Annotated in this window: 16 protein-coding genes; all 16 read left to right on the forward strand. The window is 54.9% G+C overall.

Annotated features, from left to right (window positions below; all coding sequences use genetic code 11):
- Positions 1-159: 159 nt before the first annotated feature.
- The 16 genes from ACOYNV_RS06760 (at position 160) to ACOYNV_RS06835 (ending at position 15,122) form a co-directional block, all read left to right on the forward strand.
- Positions 160-297, forward strand: a complete 138-nt coding sequence (locus ACOYNV_RS06760; protein ID WP_422898991.1) for a hypothetical protein — start codon at positions 160-162, stop codon at positions 295-297.
- Positions 298-808: 511 nt separating this feature from the next.
- Entirely contained in the window at positions 809-1,237 is a 429-nt protein-coding gene (gene ndk, locus ACOYNV_RS06765; protein WP_422898992.1) for a nucleoside-diphosphate kinase, read from the forward strand.
- A gap of 106 nt (positions 1,238-1,343) precedes the next feature.
- Positions 1,344-2,438 carry a 23S rRNA (adenine(2503)-C(2))-methyltransferase RlmN gene (rlmN, locus tag ACOYNV_RS06770; protein ID WP_422898993.1) on the forward strand — a complete coding sequence of 365 codons (1,095 nt, stop codon included), beginning with the start codon at positions 1,344-1,346 and terminating at the stop codon, positions 2,436-2,438.
- On the forward strand, positions 2,435-3,238 hold the full coding sequence (gene pilW, locus ACOYNV_RS06775) for a type IV pilus biogenesis/stability protein PilW (protein ID WP_422898994.1): 804 nt from the start codon (positions 2,435-2,437) through the stop codon (positions 3,236-3,238). The genes rlmN and pilW overlap by 4 nt, the downstream gene beginning before the upstream one ends.
- A 56-nt stretch (positions 3,239-3,294) precedes the next feature.
- Positions 3,295-4,158: a RodZ domain-containing protein gene (locus tag ACOYNV_RS06780; protein ID WP_422899018.1), complete on the forward strand. Its 864-nt coding sequence runs from the start codon at positions 3,295-3,297 to the stop codon at positions 4,156-4,158.
- 1 nt (position 4,159) lies between these two features.
- Entirely contained in the window at positions 4,160-5,434 is a 1,275-nt protein-coding gene (gene ispG, locus ACOYNV_RS06785; RefSeq protein WP_422898995.1) for a flavodoxin-dependent (E)-4-hydroxy-3-methylbut-2-enyl-diphosphate synthase, read from the forward strand.
- Positions 5,431-6,726, forward strand: a complete 1,296-nt coding sequence (hisS, locus tag ACOYNV_RS06790) for a histidine--tRNA ligase (RefSeq protein WP_422898996.1) — start codon at positions 5,431-5,433, stop codon at positions 6,724-6,726. The genes ispG and hisS overlap by 4 nt, the downstream gene beginning before the upstream one ends.
- Positions 6,726-7,418: a YfgM family protein gene (locus tag ACOYNV_RS06795; RefSeq protein ID WP_422898997.1), complete on the forward strand. Its 693-nt coding sequence runs from the start codon at positions 6,726-6,728 to the stop codon at positions 7,416-7,418. Before hisS ends, ACOYNV_RS06795 begins: the two co-directional genes overlap by 1 nt.
- Positions 7,415-8,554, forward strand: coding sequence for an outer membrane protein assembly factor BamB (bamB, locus tag ACOYNV_RS06800; RefSeq protein ID WP_422898998.1), 1,140 nt, complete (start codon positions 7,415-7,417; stop codon positions 8,552-8,554). The genes ACOYNV_RS06795 and bamB overlap by 4 nt, the downstream gene beginning before the upstream one ends.
- A complete protein-coding gene (der, locus tag ACOYNV_RS06805) occupies positions 8,551-10,008 on the forward strand; it encodes a ribosome biogenesis GTPase Der (RefSeq protein WP_422898999.1) in 1,458 nt (485 codons plus the stop codon). Before bamB ends, der begins: the two co-directional genes overlap by 4 nt.
- Positions 10,009-10,091: 83 nt before the next feature.
- Positions 10,092-10,331: an RNA chaperone Hfq gene (hfq, locus tag ACOYNV_RS06810; protein WP_422899000.1), complete on the forward strand. Its 240-nt coding sequence runs from the start codon at positions 10,092-10,094 to the stop codon at positions 10,329-10,331.
- 103 nt (positions 10,332-10,434) lie between these two features.
- Positions 10,435-11,607, forward strand: coding sequence for a GTPase HflX (gene hflX / locus ACOYNV_RS06815; protein WP_422899001.1), 1,173 nt, complete (start codon positions 10,435-10,437; stop codon positions 11,605-11,607).
- A 20-nt stretch (positions 11,608-11,627) separates the two neighbouring features.
- Positions 11,628-12,899 (forward strand): FtsH protease activity modulator HflK, encoded by a 1,272-nt coding sequence (hflK, locus tag ACOYNV_RS06820; protein ID WP_422899002.1) that lies wholly within the window; start codon positions 11,628-11,630, stop codon positions 12,897-12,899.
- Positions 12,899-13,789, forward strand: coding sequence for a protease modulator HflC (gene hflC / locus ACOYNV_RS06825; protein ID WP_422899003.1), 891 nt, complete (start codon positions 12,899-12,901; stop codon positions 13,787-13,789). Before hflK ends, hflC begins: the two co-directional genes overlap by 1 nt.
- The gene (locus ACOYNV_RS06830) at positions 13,786-13,971 is read left to right on the forward strand and encodes a DUF2065 domain-containing protein (protein ID WP_422899004.1); all 186 of its coding nucleotides are present in this window, start codon (positions 13,786-13,788) and stop codon (positions 13,969-13,971) included. Before hflC ends, ACOYNV_RS06830 begins: the two co-directional genes overlap by 4 nt.
- Positions 13,968-15,122: an ATP phosphoribosyltransferase regulatory subunit gene (locus ACOYNV_RS06835; protein WP_422899005.1), complete on the forward strand. Its 1,155-nt coding sequence runs from the start codon at positions 13,968-13,970 to the stop codon at positions 15,120-15,122. The genes ACOYNV_RS06830 and ACOYNV_RS06835 overlap by 4 nt, the downstream gene beginning before the upstream one ends.
- Positions 15,123-15,130: the final 8 nt, after the last annotated feature.

Consider the following 15,130-nt stretch of genomic DNA (forward strand, 5'->3'; position numbering starts at 1 on the left):
CCGGCAGCCCCCCCTCGAATCTGCAAATTTAGCCTATCTTGTGAGTCGGCATATTCATGGCATAACAGTTGACGACCCGGCACGAATCAAATAATCCCAATCCGGTTGCTGTTTATTTCACCACGAGTGGAGCTTTGTTTACAGGATGACGGAGTTCAAATGAAACTTAGACTGCTGTGGATAGCCTTTGCCTTGGCGACGGCAGCACAAGCCGCGTCGTTCGACTCAGGAACGACGCATCCGCCAGAGTTGGTGCCAGTGCAACAACAGGCGCAGGCGGCACGCTTGTCTTGCTGAACGAAGCCGTCCATATACTCAGCGACAAAGTGGGGCTACTGAAGCCAGGCGCCAATTTGGCTACTCACGCCAAGCCGGGTTATCTGTTGATCCTCGATAATAAGCATGACTCGGACCCTGTTCGAACGGGTGCCTGGTAAGGGACAGTCATCGAATCAGCCCTTTGACGATCCGTCGAATTCAATCCGCCCGGGCAGTTCATGAATTTGCAGGCCACTTATGGGAAACTCGTTATTTTCCAAGTCGTTGTATTTATGCCAAGGTAGTCCTGTCATGGACAGTTCCTCGAAAAGGGACTAGCCGGACAGATGGTTCGCTACCACTTTTTCGTCGTGACTTTCGATAGGTTCGCGCTCAACAACCTGGTCTTGGATAAGATTCAGGAGATTGCTCTGCACTGGCCACGGAATTCAGCATTACTGACGGAGTGTTGGTACAATTAAAAGTTCTTCTTGCATTTAGTCAGTGTATTGTCTTTTTCCTAACCTTTTCCTTTGTGGAGATTTGATTTATGGCTATCGAACGTACTCTTTCCATCATCAAGCCCGATGCAGTTGCCAAAAACGTTATCGGCAAGATCCTTTCCCGTTTTGAAACCAATGGTCTCAAGGTTATTGCCGCCAAAATGGCTTGGCTGTCGCCATTGGAAGCCGGTGAGTTTTACGGCGTGCATAAAGATCGTCCTTTCTTCAAGGATCTGGTTTCCTTCATGATCTCAGGGCCGGTAATGATTCAGGTGCTCGAAGGTGAAGACGCTATCGCCAAGAACCGCGAACTGATGGGCGCTACTGATCCGAAAAAAGCCGATGCAGGCACCATCCGCGCCGATTTTGCCGAATCGATTGATGCTAACGCCGTGCATGGTTCCGACGGTGTTGAAACCGCCAAGGGTGAAATCGCCTTTTTCTTCCCGGCCATGAACGTTTACTCCGGTCGCTAAGAGCACATCAGGAGAAGTGGGTGATGGGCGAGGAGGAAAACCGTTTGGTTTTTCGTGCTTCTAAATGAATTTCGAACGTTTGGCTTCTTTCTCCTGACTCCTCAAGATGTTAATCAATCTGCTCGATTTCGATTCTGCCGGCCTGACGGCCTTCTTTGCCAAACACGGCGAAAAGCCGTTTCGCGCCAGGCAGGTGCTGCGCTGGATACATCGTTTCGGGCAGAGTGATTTCGACGCCATGACCGATATCGCCAAGAGCCTGCGTGAAAAGCTCAAGGCGATGGCGGTTGTGCTGGCTCCATCCATCGTTTCGGACAAACTTTCCGATGACGGTACGCGAAAATTCCTGTTTGACGTCGGCGGCGGCAATGCCGTCGAAGCCGTATTCATCCCCGAGGATGATCGGGGTACGCTGTGCATTTCAACGCAGGCTGGCTGCGCTCTCGACTGTTCCTTCTGTTCGACCGGCAAACAGGGTTTCAACCGTAACCTGACGGTGGCCGAAATCATCGGTCAGTTGTGGCAGGCCAACCTTGCCTTGGGTGCCAGTCCGTCGGATGACCGAATCATCAGCAATGTAGTGCTGATGGGTATGGGCGAACCGCTCGCCAACTTCGAAAACACAGTGACCGCGTTGCGTTTGATGCTCGACGACAACGCTTATGGCCTGTCGCGTCGCCGTGTCACCGTGTCCACTTCCGGTCTGGTGCCAGTGATGGATCGTCTGGGCGAAGAGTGTCCGGTCGCGCTTGCCGTGTCGCTGCATGCACCGAACGACAAATTGCGCGACCAACTGGTTCCGATCAACCAGAAATACCCGCTGCGTGAATTGATGGCGGCCTGTGATCGCTATCTGCAAAAGGCACCACGCGATTTTGTGACTTTCGAATACGTCATGCTCGATGGGGTGAACGACTCTGATATTCAGGCGCATGAACTGCTAGCCCTGACACGCAATGTGTCATGCAAGTTCAACCTGATTCCTTTCAATCCGTTTCCGGGTTCGCCTTATCGTCGTTCGTCGTCCCCTCGGATCAGGCGCTTTGCAGAGATACTATTGGAAGCTGGCGTTGTCACCACCACACGCAAGACGCGTGGAGATGACATTGATGCGGCTTGTGGTCAGTTGGCCGGACAGGTGCTGGACAAGACGCGACGTACAGCACGTCGGAAGATCGATTTACACGAGGTCAGGACATGATGAAAGCCCTTCGCGGGTTATTTGCTTTTTTCTGTTTGGGTGCCTTGGCGCTGCTGGCGCTTCCCTCTGCGCTGGCTCAGAAATCCCTTCCTCCACCCGCAGATACACTTTCGTCAGCGGTTCCCAAAGATATCCACACACGGGCAAAACTGCATACCGAATTGGGATCGCTGTATTTTCAGAATGGCAACCTGATTGTTGCACTCGAAGAATTGACCATTGCCATCTCGATCAATCCAAACTATGCCCAAGCCTACAGTACGCGTGGCCTTGTGCTTTATTACATCAAGGAACTGGAATCCGCTGAAAAAGACTTTCAGCGCGCCTTGAACCTGGATGAAAAAGATCCTGAGATCAACAACAACTATGGCTGGTTTCTTTGTCATATCGGGAAAGAGAAGGAGTCCATTGCCTACTTTTTGCGTGCTATAAAAAGTCCCTTGTACCAAACGCCTGAAACAGCCTACCTGAACGCCGGGACGTGTTATTCCAGGATCGGCGAGTTGGCTCTAGCCGAGGAGTTTATCCGCAAGAACTTGCGTTTTTCACCTGATAATCCGCAAGCCCTGTTTCAATTGGCCAATATCAGCTACAAGCGTGGTAACTATGACGCAGCCAAGGAGCATCTGAAAAATGTGGTTCGTTTGAGCGATCCGGATGCGGAAGTGTTGTGGTTGTTATTACGGGTTGAACGCCGGTTGGGCGATCGTTCAGCCGAGAGTAGTCAGGCCGCACAGTTGCGGCGCAAATTTCCTGACTCACCTGAGTATCAGGAGTTTCTGAAAGGTAACTTCGAATGAGCGGGGCGAATGTTCCTTCGTGGCCATCGGATGATAAAGAGAGTGTCCAATTGGAAATGAATCGAACTCCGGAAGCGTCCACGGATCCCATGGAGCAGTTGGCGCTGAGCGTTGGTCAGCAACTGCGTGCAGCCAGGGAAGCAAAGGGTCTGGCTGCGGATGATGTTGCCAAGGCGATCAAGTTGAGCCTTCGTCAGGTTGAGGCGATCGAGGCAGACGATTGGCTGAGCTTGCCTTGCAATACGATCATCCGGGGTTTTGTGCGCAATTACGCACGACTGCTTGGTCTGAATCCTGATCTTCTGATGACCGCGCTTGATCGGCTGAAAATGCCGCAAGAACCTGAACTCGAGATGCCAATTGGACCCACAGTCAGCCTTCCAAAGGAGGGTAAGGTCAATCGGCGAGATTATGTCAGAGTGCTTTCTGGCCTGATCGTTCTGGTCTTGGCCGTGTCGGCCTACTTCCTTGTTTCAGAGGATTTATTACGATCGACATTGTCAGCGCTCAAAGCTGCAACCCAATCACGCGAAGTTTCCGCAGAAAAGGTTGTTGCCCCGGAGAAGGGTGAAGCCAAAGCGCCTGAGTCAGCCGTTGCTCCTCCAACGGGAACCTTGCTCGCGGATTCGTCAGCAACGCCCCCGGTTCCATCTCCACCTGTTTCCGCAGGCGCTCCGACGCCCAGCAACGGGTTGATGTTCAACTTCACCCAACCTTCATGGGTGGAAGTCCGTGATCGTAGCGGCGAGATCATTTTCTCGCAGTTGTGCCAGGCGGGAAGTCAGCGAGAAATTGAAGGCCAGCCACCGTTTGCGCTGGTCATTGGAAACTCCGAGCACGTGACCTTGCAATACCAAGGCAGGGCAGTTGATCTGTCCAAGCGCAGTAAGGATGGTGTAGCTCGCCTTTCCCTCGAATAGCATGAGTGATGTATCAATACCGCGCGAGCAATCAGTGAGCAGTCGTTCAGCAATGCGTCGGCCGACTCGCATTGTCAGAATCGGTCGAGTGACAGTAGGCGGCGAGTCGCCGGTTGTCGTCCAGTCGATGACCAATACCGATACTGTAGATATACTCAAAACAGCCATTCAGTGCGCTGAACTGGCGCGTGCCGGTTCTGAACTGGTGCGTATTACGGTCAACACGCCCGAAGCAGCCGCAGCAGTACCAAGGATTCGTGCGCATCTCGACAGCATGGGTGTTGATGTGCCGCTGATCGGCGATTTCCATTACAACGGTCATCGCTTGCTGACTGATCATCCCGGGTGTGCCCAGGCACTGGCCAAATACCGCATCAATCCGGGCAATGTCGGTCACGGCAAGAAGCGCGACGAGCAGTTTGCACAAATGATCGAGATTGCCTGCAAGTACGACAAACCGGTGCGCATCGGGGTGAACTGGGGCAGTCTCGACCAGGATCTGCTGGCGCGAATCATGGACGATAACGCCAATCGTTCCGAGCCGAAAGATGCCATCGAGGTGATGCGCGAGGCGATGGTGACTTCGGCACTCGAATCCGCCGCCAAGGCCGAAGAATTGGGCTTGCCAGGGGATCGCATCATCCTCTCGTGCAAGGTTTCCGGCGTGCAGGATCTGATCGCCATTTATCGCGAGTTGTCCCGGTGCTCCAACTACCCGTTGCATCTCGGGCTCACCGAGGCAGGGATGGGCTCGAAAGGCATTGTTGCTTCGACAGCTGCCATGGCCGTGTTGTTGCAGGAAGGCATTGGCGACACCATCCGCGTTTCGCTAACCCCCGAACCTGGCGGCAAGCGCACGCAGGAGGTGGTCGTTGCACAGGAAATGTTGCAGACAATGGGCTTGCGCGCTTTTACGCCGATGGTTGCCGCTTGCCCGGGGTGTGGCCGAACAACCAGCACCTTTTTCCAGGAGTTGGCCCAGTCCATCCAGGAACACGTTCGCAGCAACATGCCGCAGTGGCGCATCGAGTACGATGGCGTGGAAAACATGACGCTGGCCGTCATGGGTTGCATCGTCAATGGCCCCGGCGAAAGCAAGCAGGCCAATATCGGCATCAGTCTGCCGGGTACCGGCGAAGTGCCGGCGGCACCGGTCTTCGAGGATGGCGCCAAGACGGTCACGTTGCGCGGCGACAATATCGCTGAAGAATTTACCGCCATTGTGGATCGCTACGTGGCAAGAACCTACCAAAGAAAGTTCGCACCAAAATCATGAGTCAAAATATCCAGTCCGTGCGCGGGATGAACGACATCCTGCCGGGCGAGGCCGAGTTCTGGGAAATCTTCGAGGAAACCGTCCGTTCGTGGCTGAAGAGCTACGGCTACCGGCCGATCCGTCTGCCCATCGTCGAACCGACGCCACTGTTCAAGCGCGCTATCGGTGAAGTGACCGACATTGTTGAAAAGGAGATGTATTCCTTCATCGACAGCCTGAACGGTGAACTGCTGACGTTGCGTCCGGAAGGCACGGCCGGCTGCGTGCGCGCGGTGATTCAGAACAAGCTGGCGGCACAGCACCCGCAACGGCTCTATTACATGGGGCAGATGTTCCGGCACGAGCGACCGCAGAAGGGGCGCTACCGTCAGTTCAATCAGGTCGGTGTCGAGTCCTTCGGGTTTTCCGGCCCCGACATCGATGCCGAGCAGATCCTGATGGGTTCCCGGCTGTGGGACGATCTCGGGCTGGACGGCATCAAATTGCAGTTGAATTCACTGGGCCAGATGGATGAGCGCACCAGTCACCGCGCCGAACTGATTACCTATTTCGAGAAGCACGTCGATCTGCTCGATGAGGATGCCAAGCGTCGGCTTTACACCAATCCGCTACGCATTCTCGACAGCAAGAACCCGGCGATGCAGGAGATGATTTCAACGGCGCCCAATCTGATTAACCACCTTGGCGCTGAATCGATGGCGCATTTCGAAGGTGTGCAGCAGGTTTTGCGCGATGCCGGCTTGCCTTACGAGATCAACCCGCGACTGGTGCGCGGACTCGATTACTACAACCTCACCGTCTTCGAGTGGGTGACCGAACGTCTAGGCGCGCAAGGCACAGTCTGTGCCGGTGGCCGTTACGACGGCCTTGTCGAACAACTTGGCGGCAAGTCGACGCCGGCCTGCGGCTTTGCCATGGGCGTTGAGCGTCTGGTAATGCTGATTCGCGAATCGGGTGGCGAACCGGTGCTTGAAGGAATCGACGTTTATCTCGTGCATCAGGGCGAGGCGGCTTCGCGTCTGGCCCCTCGAGTTGCCGAAGGCTTGCGCGATCAGGGGATCGATGTGCTGTTCCACTGTGGTGGTGGAAGCTTCAAATCGCAGATGAAGAAAGCTGATGCTTCGGGGGCGACCTTCGCCGTGATTATCGGCGATGATGAGGCCAATGCTGGCGAGGTCACCCTCAAGCATTTGCGCGCCACCGGTGAACTGCAGAACGAACAGAAACGTGTCAGCGTCGACAGTGTCGCGGACGAAATCATGAATTCATTTTTGGATTGGGAAGAAGCTTAATGGCTACCTACGACCTCGAAGAACAGGAACAACTCGCCGAAATCAAGGTGTGGTGGAAGCAGCATGGCAGTCTGTTGATTAACGTTATTACGGCAGCCTCTTTGACTGTTATTGCCTGGCAGGGCTGGAGTTGGTATCAGCGCAATCAGTCAGTACAGGCCTCGATGGTCTACAACGTCCTGCAGAAAGCGGTTCAGGACAAGGATTCGCAACGGATCAAGGCGGCAAGTGGCGAACTGCTCGAAAAATTCGGCAGCACAACCTATGCGTCGCTTGGCGCACTGACAGCGGCCAAGACAATGATTGATTCGACTGACGCTAAAACCGCCAAGGTACAACTGCTCTGGGTTGTTGAGCATGGCAAGGACGAGTTTCGCGATCTGGCGCGTTTGCGTCTGGCTGCCGTGCTGCTCGATGAAAAGGCTTACGATCTGGCATTGAAGCAACTTGATGGTAGCGCCAGCCCAGGCTTTGAGGCGCGTTTTGCGGATACACGTGGCGATGTGCTCAGCGCACAGGGAAAGAAAGCTGAAGCACTTGGCGCCTATCAAACCGCACTGACCAAGCTTGATGAAGCTGACAAATCAGGCAAAGGGAAGAATTCGGCGCTGGGTCGGCAGGGGCAGGCCGCTGCCGTCTATCGCGAACTCCTGCAGCAGAAACTTGATTCGCTGGGCGGGAGCAAGCAATGAAGAAGTGCCTTGCCGCCTTTTTTATGGCGATTTCGCTTGCCGGCTGTTCGACACTGGATTCACTGAATCCCTTCGCCAGCAGCGGGCCGAAGATGGCCGAACTGCAGCCGATCAAGGCAACGGCCGAAGTGCGTGTCGTTTGGCGTGAAAGCGTCGGCAAGAGCGACGTATATGCTTTTACACCCGCTGTGGTTGGCTCAACCGTCTATGCGGCCAGCAAGGATGGCAATCTGATCCGCATTGATGACGGCAAGCTGGCCTGGAAGATCAACGCCGGACAACCGCTTTCCGGTGGTGTAGGTGCGGATCAAAGCATGGTAGTGGTTGGCTCGCCTAAAGGCGATCTGCTGGCTTTTGCCAGCGCCGACGGCAAACTGTTGTGGAAAGCCAAGGCGACCAGTGAGATTCTTTCCCCCCCCGCTTTGGGCGATGGCATCGTTGTCGTTCGCAGCGGAGACAACCGGTTGGCCGCGTATGATGCACTCGACGGCAAGCGGAAATGGATCTATCAGCGTCCAACGCCCGCGCTTTCGCTCCGTGTCACGTCCAGCCCCGTCATTGAAGGAAAATTTGTTTTCGCCGGTTTTCCCGGTGGCAAGCTGATTGCCGTCAGTACGTCCAACGGTGCGGCAATGTGGGACGGCACGGTTGCTTTGCCGAAAGGCTCGACCGAACTGGACCGTGTTGCCGATATCACCAGCGCTCCGGTTATCTCAGGGCGAACGATTTGCGCCGTCGCCTTTCAAGGGCGAGTTGCCTGTTTTGACCTAAGCAACGGCAATCTTGCCTGGGCGCGAGACATGTCGAGCGCGGTAGGCTTGGCCATTGATGGGCGCTACCTTTACGTTACCGATGACAAGGGTTCGGTGCATGCCCTCGACATGGCAAGCGGAGCCAGTCTCTGGAAGCAGGACAAGCTTTCCTTGCGCCGCGTATCTGCCCCCTTGACACGTCGTGGCCTGATCGCTGTAGCCGATGTTCAGGGTGTGGTGCATTTTTTGAATCGTGACGACGGATCTTTTGTCGCCCGCCTGACCACCGACGGCAGCCCGGTTATCGCACCTTTGCAGGCGCTGGGTAGCCTTCTGCTGGTGCAGACCAGTAACGGCGGTGTTTACGCCATCGAGGCGCAATGAAACCAATCATCGTTGTTGTCGGCCGTCCGAATGTAGGCAAATCGACACTTTTCAACCGGCTGACCAAAACGCGCGATGCCCTTGTTGCCGATATTCCGGGCCTTACGCGTGATCGTCATTACGGCCATGGCAAGCTGGGCAGCAAACCTTACCTGGTCGTCGATACCGGTGGCTTCGAGCCCCTCGCCAAAGACGGCATCATGCATGAAATGGCGCGCCAGACAGAACAGGCCATCGCCGAGGCGGATGCGGTCATCTTCGTTGTCGATGGCCGTACCGGAATAACTGCGCTCGACAAGGAGATTGCCAACAAGCTGCGCAAGGCGGAGCGACCGGTGTTTGTCACGGTGAACAAGGCCGAAGGCATGAACCAGGGCATTGTCATCGCGGATTTTCACGAGCTTGGATTGGGCGAGCCGTACGCCATCTCAGCGACGCACGGAGAGGGTGTGCGAGGCTTGATCGAACTTGTGCTCGATCCCTTTCCTGAACCTGAAGAAAGTGAAAACGAAAACGATGTTCTGAAGGTGGCGATTGTCGGGCGTCCGAACGTCGGCAAAAGCACGATGATCAATGCCCTGCTTGGCGAAGAGCGCGTCATTGCCTTCGATCAGCCGGGAACCACCCGCGATGCCATCTATGTTGATTTCGAACGCGGCGGAAAACACTACACACTGATCGATACGGCCGGTTTGCGGCGCAAGGGCAAGGTTTTCGAAACCATCGAAAAGTTTTCCGTGATCAAGACCCTGCAATCGATCGAGGATGCCCATGTGGTGATTCTTGTGCTCGATGCGCAGCAGGATATTTCCGATCAGGATGCCCATATCGCCGGGTTCATCGTTGAATCCGGTCGAGCGCTGGTGGTTGCGGTAAATAAGTGGGACGGTCTTGATCCCTATGTCCGGGATCAACTCAAGGGTGATCTCGAAGCCAAGTTGAAGTTTCTGGATTTTGCCAATTTTCACTATGTCTCAGCGCTCAAGGGGCAGGGGCTGGAGCACGTTTTCCGTTCAGTTGATGCCGCCTACAAGGCGGCTACGACCGATTTGTCGACTCCACAATTGACGCGAACATTGATAGACGCAGTTGCCAAGCAGTCGCCGCCGCGTAGCGGGATTTTCCGCCCCAAGCTGCGCTACGCCCATCAGGGTGGGCGTAACCCGCCAGTCATCGTTATTCACGGCAATGCGCTGGACAAAGTTTCAGATTCGTATCGTCGCTATCTTGAGCATGTGTTCCGCGAAGTATTCAAGCTACAGGGAACACCACTGCGCATCCAGTTCAATGTTTCAACGAACCCCTTTGCTGATCGCAAAGCGCCCGAACAAAATCGGCGCAAACCGAAAGCTGAAGAAAAACCAAGGCCAAAAACCAAAGTGCCGGTCAAGCCCAAGCCTGAGGCAACCTCAAGAGCAAAGCCAAGACCAAAGGCCAGATCGACATCGGCCTGATTATTCGGGTTTGTATGGCAAACATGATAAAAATCAATTAAGCTACCCGGCCATACACCAACAATGAACATGGAGTTCTAACCATGAGTAATAAAGGGCAACTGTTACAAGACCCCTTCCTTAATGTGCTGCGCCGCGAGCACGTGCCAGTTTCCATCTATCTGGTCAATGGCATCAAACTGCAAGGCCAGGTTGAGTCATTTGATCAGTACGTCGTTCTGCTCAAGAATACCGTTACCCAGATGGTTTACAAGCATGCCATCTCGACGGTGGTGCCTTCGCGTCCGGTCAGCATCCAGCAGGATGGAACCAGCGAGGACTGATCTGTCTTCACCTTGCTTTTCCAGCCACTCACTAAAATGGGGGGGTGTCTCGATAGATAACCTGCGAACGAGCCTTTGTTCGCGTCTTTCGTGAATGGCCTGAATGCTTGAACGTCCAGCCTCGGGCGAACGTGCTGTCATAGTTCAGCTTGATTTTGGTGGCGACGATGTCGCCGATCAGCTTGAAGAGGTACGCCAACTCACTGAATCGGCCGGAGCCAGGGTCTGTGCAGAGGTTTTCGGCCGGCGACAAAGTCCCGATTCAGCGACTTTTGCTGGCAAGGGCAAGGTGCAGGAAGTGGCTGCCGAAGTTGCAGCACACGAGGCCGATCTGGTCATTTTTAACCACGAATTGTCACCCGCCCAAGAGCGCAATCTTGAGCGTACGCTGCAATGCCGAGTGATCGACCGCACCAGTCTGATTCTCGACATCTTTGCGCAACGTGCGCAGAGTTCGGAAGGCAAGTTGCAGGTTGAACTGGCGCAACTCGATCATCTAGCGACTCGTCTGGTTCGTGGCTGGACCCATCTGGAGCGTCAAAAGGGTGGGATCGGGCTGCGCGGTCCGGGGGAAACCCAGCTCGAAACTGATCGCCGCTTGCTCGGCAAGCGGGTCAAGCTGCTCAAGGAACGGCTGGTCAGGCTCGAACGCCAGCGCGGAGTACAGCGCAAGGCTCGCGGGCGCGGCGAGGTCCTGAACGTTTCCATCGTTGGCTACACCAATGCCGGTAAATCAACACTTTTCAATGCGCTGACCCATGCCGGTGCGTATGCCGCCAATCAGCTATTTGCAACGCTCGACACAACCTCGCGCAAGCTCTGGCTCGGCGAGGCGGGGAATATTGTCATTTCCGACACGGTCGGTTTTATCCGCGCTCTGCCTCATGAATTGGTGGCAGCCTTTCATGCGACGCTGGAATCGACATCCCAGGCCGATCTCTTGCTGCATGTTGTTGATTCGGCCAGTCCGGCGCGTGACGACCAGATTGCCGAAGTCGATAAGGTTCTCGCTGAAATCGGCGCCAGCGAGGTGCGGCAAGTGATGGTGCTCAACAAGCAGGATCTGACAGGGCTGCCGCCGGCCGTCGAACGGGATGAGTATGATAGAATCGCCCGCGTTCGGGTGAGTGCGAAATCTGGCAATGGTTTGCCGCTGCTGCGCGAGGCGTTGACCGAGATTGCACTTGAGAAACTACCCATTGCGCGAGATCGGCCGAAGAACGGTGACGATTCGCTCAACCCTGATACTATTTTGGATACAGATTTATCCCTATGATTTCAAGCATTGGAGTACTCATGTCGCTCAATGACCCGCAGTGGGGCAATCGCGGTAATGACAGCAGTGGTGGCAATAAAGGTGGTAAGCGACCGAATCAGGGGCCTCCCGACCTTGAAGAATTGTGGCGCGACCTTAATCGTCGCATCTCTGGAATGTTCGACAAGAAGGGTGGTAGCGGCAATGGAGGTGGCAACCGCCCGCCGGTCGAGTTCAACACCAAATTTCTGGGGGGCGGAATCAGCTTGCTCGTCGGTCTGGTCGTGCTGGTCTGGCTGGCCAGTGGCTTTTATATTGTTGATGCATCGCAGCGCGGCCTTGTTTTGCAGTTCGGCAAGTATAAGGAAAGCACCGAGTCCGGTTTGCGCTGGCGTTTGCCTTACCCGATCCAGTCGCATGAACTGGTCAATATTTCAGGCGTACGTACGATTGAAGTCGGCTATCGCGGTAGCGAGAAGAACAAGGTGCTCAAGGAAGCACTGATGCTGACGGATGACGAAAATATCATCAACATCCAGTTTGCCGTTCAATACATACTCAAGGATCCAGTTGAGTATGTCTTCAATAATCGCACACCCGATGACGCTGTAATGCAAGTAGCCGAAACGGCAATTCGCGAGATCGTCGGCAAGAACAAGATGGATTTCGTGCTGTACGAGGGGCGCGAGCAGATCGCGGTCAAAGCCTCGACCCTCATGCAGGAAATTCTTGATCGTTACAAGACCGGCATCCTGATTTCAAAGGTAACGATGCAAAACGCCCAACCTCCCGAGCAGGTGCAGGCGGCATTTGATGATGCCGTGAAAGCCGGCCAGGATCGTGAGCGACAGAAGAACGAAGGGCAGGCCTACGCCAACGATGTGATTCCGAAGGCCAGAGGGACGGCTGCACGTCTGATGCAGGAAGCAGACGGTTACAAGCAGCGTCTGATCGCAACCTCCGAGGGCGATGCCAGCCGCTTCAAGCAGATCAATGCCGAGTATGCCAAGGCGCCTGAGGTGACGCGCAGTCGCATGTATCTGGAAACCATGCAACAGGTCTATTCCAGCACCAGCAAGGTGATGGTCGATGCCAAGGGGCAGGGTAATCTGCTCTATCTGCCGCTCGACAAGCTGATGCACGCTGCCGGGGCATTGGCCGCGTCTCCTGAAAGTGTCGGTAGCAGTGCCGAGATGCCGGCGCAGGTTCGCTCTGGATCCGTGGTATCCAACGAGACGCCGCCACAGGTGGTGGATAAGACTGAAGCACGTTCGCGTGATGCCTTGCGCTCACGGGATCGGGAGGTTCGATAATGAAAGCCGGTTTGAATTTCACGGCCGCTATCATTGCGGCGGTATTGGTTGTTCTTGGCGCGTCAATTTTTACCGTTGATCAGCGGCAACATGCCATCATTTTCCAGCTCGGTGAGGTACGCGATGTCATTGCCGAACCCGGGCTGTACTTCAAATGGCCGATGATCCAGAACGTCCGTTATTTCGACAAGCGTATTCTCACGCTCGACAGTGCTGAGCCGGAACGCTTTATTACCTCGGAAAAGAAGAATGTGCTGGTCGATTCATTTGTCAAATGGAAGATCGTTGATCCACAGCTTTACTACATCTCTGTTGCCGGAGACGAAGCGCGAGCCAAGACACGCCTGTCGCAAACGGTAAATGCGGGTTTGCGCGAGGAATTCGGTAAGCGCACTGTTCATGACGTGGTATCGGGTGAACGCGACAAAATCATGGAGCAGATGCGTGAAAAGGCGGATCTCGATGCGCGCAAGATCGGTGTGCAGATTATTGATGTCCGGGTGAAGCGTGTTGATCTGCCGACGGAAGTGAGCGAATCGGTCTATCGCCGTATGGAAGCAGAGCGCAAGCGTGTGGCTAACGAACTACGTTCGGAGGGTTCTGCAGAAGCCGAGAAGATCCGAGCCGATGCTGACAAGCAGCGCGAGGTGATCGTCGCCGAAGCCTACCGCGAAGCGCAGAAGATGAAGGGCGAGGGGGATGCCAAGGCGACTGCTACTTATGCTCAGGCCTTCAACCAGAATCCCGAGTTTTATTCCTTCTATCGCAGTCTCGAAGCCTATCGCAACAGCTTCAAGAGCAAGAGTGACATCATTGTCGTCGAGCCCAATTCCGATTTCTTCAAGTACATGAAGAGTGTTGGCCGAAGCGGCGAAAAAACGGGTAAATGACCCATAGTCTGCTTATTGCTTTTGCCTTGATGCTGGTGCTTGAGGGTTTGATGCCTTTTCTTGCTCCCAGTGCCTGGCGTGAGACATTTCGCCGTCTGATCCAGCTTACTGATGGACAGATTCGTTTTATCGGCCTGACTTCGATGCTGGCCGGATTAATTTTGCTGATTGTTTTCAGATGAACTGGCTGTTACCCGAATATATTGCTGACGCATTGCCTCAGGAGGCAGCCAGGATTGAGCAGCTCCGTCGCTCGGTGCTTGACCTCTTTCGTGTGCATGGCTATGAATTAGTCATGCCGCCCATGCTTGAATACCTTGACTCCCTGCTCACCGGATCAGGTTCCGACCTGACGCTACGCACCTTCAAGCTGGTCGACCAGCTTTCCGGACGCACACTTGGCTTGCGTGCCGACATAACTCCCCAGGTCGCTCGCATCGATGCGCATTTGCTCAATCGTCAGGGCGTGACGCGCCTTTGCTACTGCGATAGTGTTCTGCATACGCTGCCTGCCTCTCAGGCATCGAGCCGGGAGCCGATTCAGCTTGGCGCAGAACTCTACGGGTTCGCCGGCATTGAGGCCGATATTGAAGCGATTCGTCTGCTGGCCTTGGCGTTAAAAACGGCTGGTACGCCCGCTTCCCGTATCGATATCGGTCATGTCGGGGTGTTCCGTGCGCTAGCCCATGCCGCCGGCCTAAATGCCGATACCGAGACGAAAATCTTGCAACTCCTGAAAGTCAAGGACATTCCGAGTCTGCACGATTGTTGCGCCAAAATTGCCGAACCCTATCGTTCCGCCCTCTTGCGTTTACCTGAACTCTATGGCGGCGGAGATATTCTCGAATCCGCCGCCCGTGAATTGCCTGCGCTGCCCGAAATAGCCACGGCGCTGGAAACAATGCGACAGTTGCTGTCTGCCATGCCAGACTTGCCTTTGTCCTTCGATTTCGCTGATCTGCGGGGATATCACTATCACAACGGGGTTGTGTTTGCCGCCTATTACCCCGGCTTTCCCAGCGCCATTGCACTCGGTGGCCGTTATGACGGTGTTGGCAAAAATTTCGGCCGTGCTCGTCCGGCGACCGGCTTTTCGATGGACTTGCGTGAAGTTGCCCGCTTGGCCGCAAGTGAAAAACCAGCGTGTGCAATTCTGGCCCCGTATTCGGCGGCAGATCCGGCATTGGCTGCTCGGGTTGCTATCTTGCGTGAGCAAGGCGAGGTAGTTGTCGAACTCTTGCCGGGAGAAACGCATAGCGAGGGACCTCTATGCGACCGGCGTCTGGTTGAATATAACGAGCAATGGATCACTCAAACAATTATCAGGGATTGATTTGAAAA

Source organism: Propionivibrio sp., from assembly GCF_049316945.1.
Taxonomy (GTDB): domain Bacteria; phylum Pseudomonadota; class Gammaproteobacteria; order Burkholderiales; family Rhodocyclaceae; genus Propionivibrio.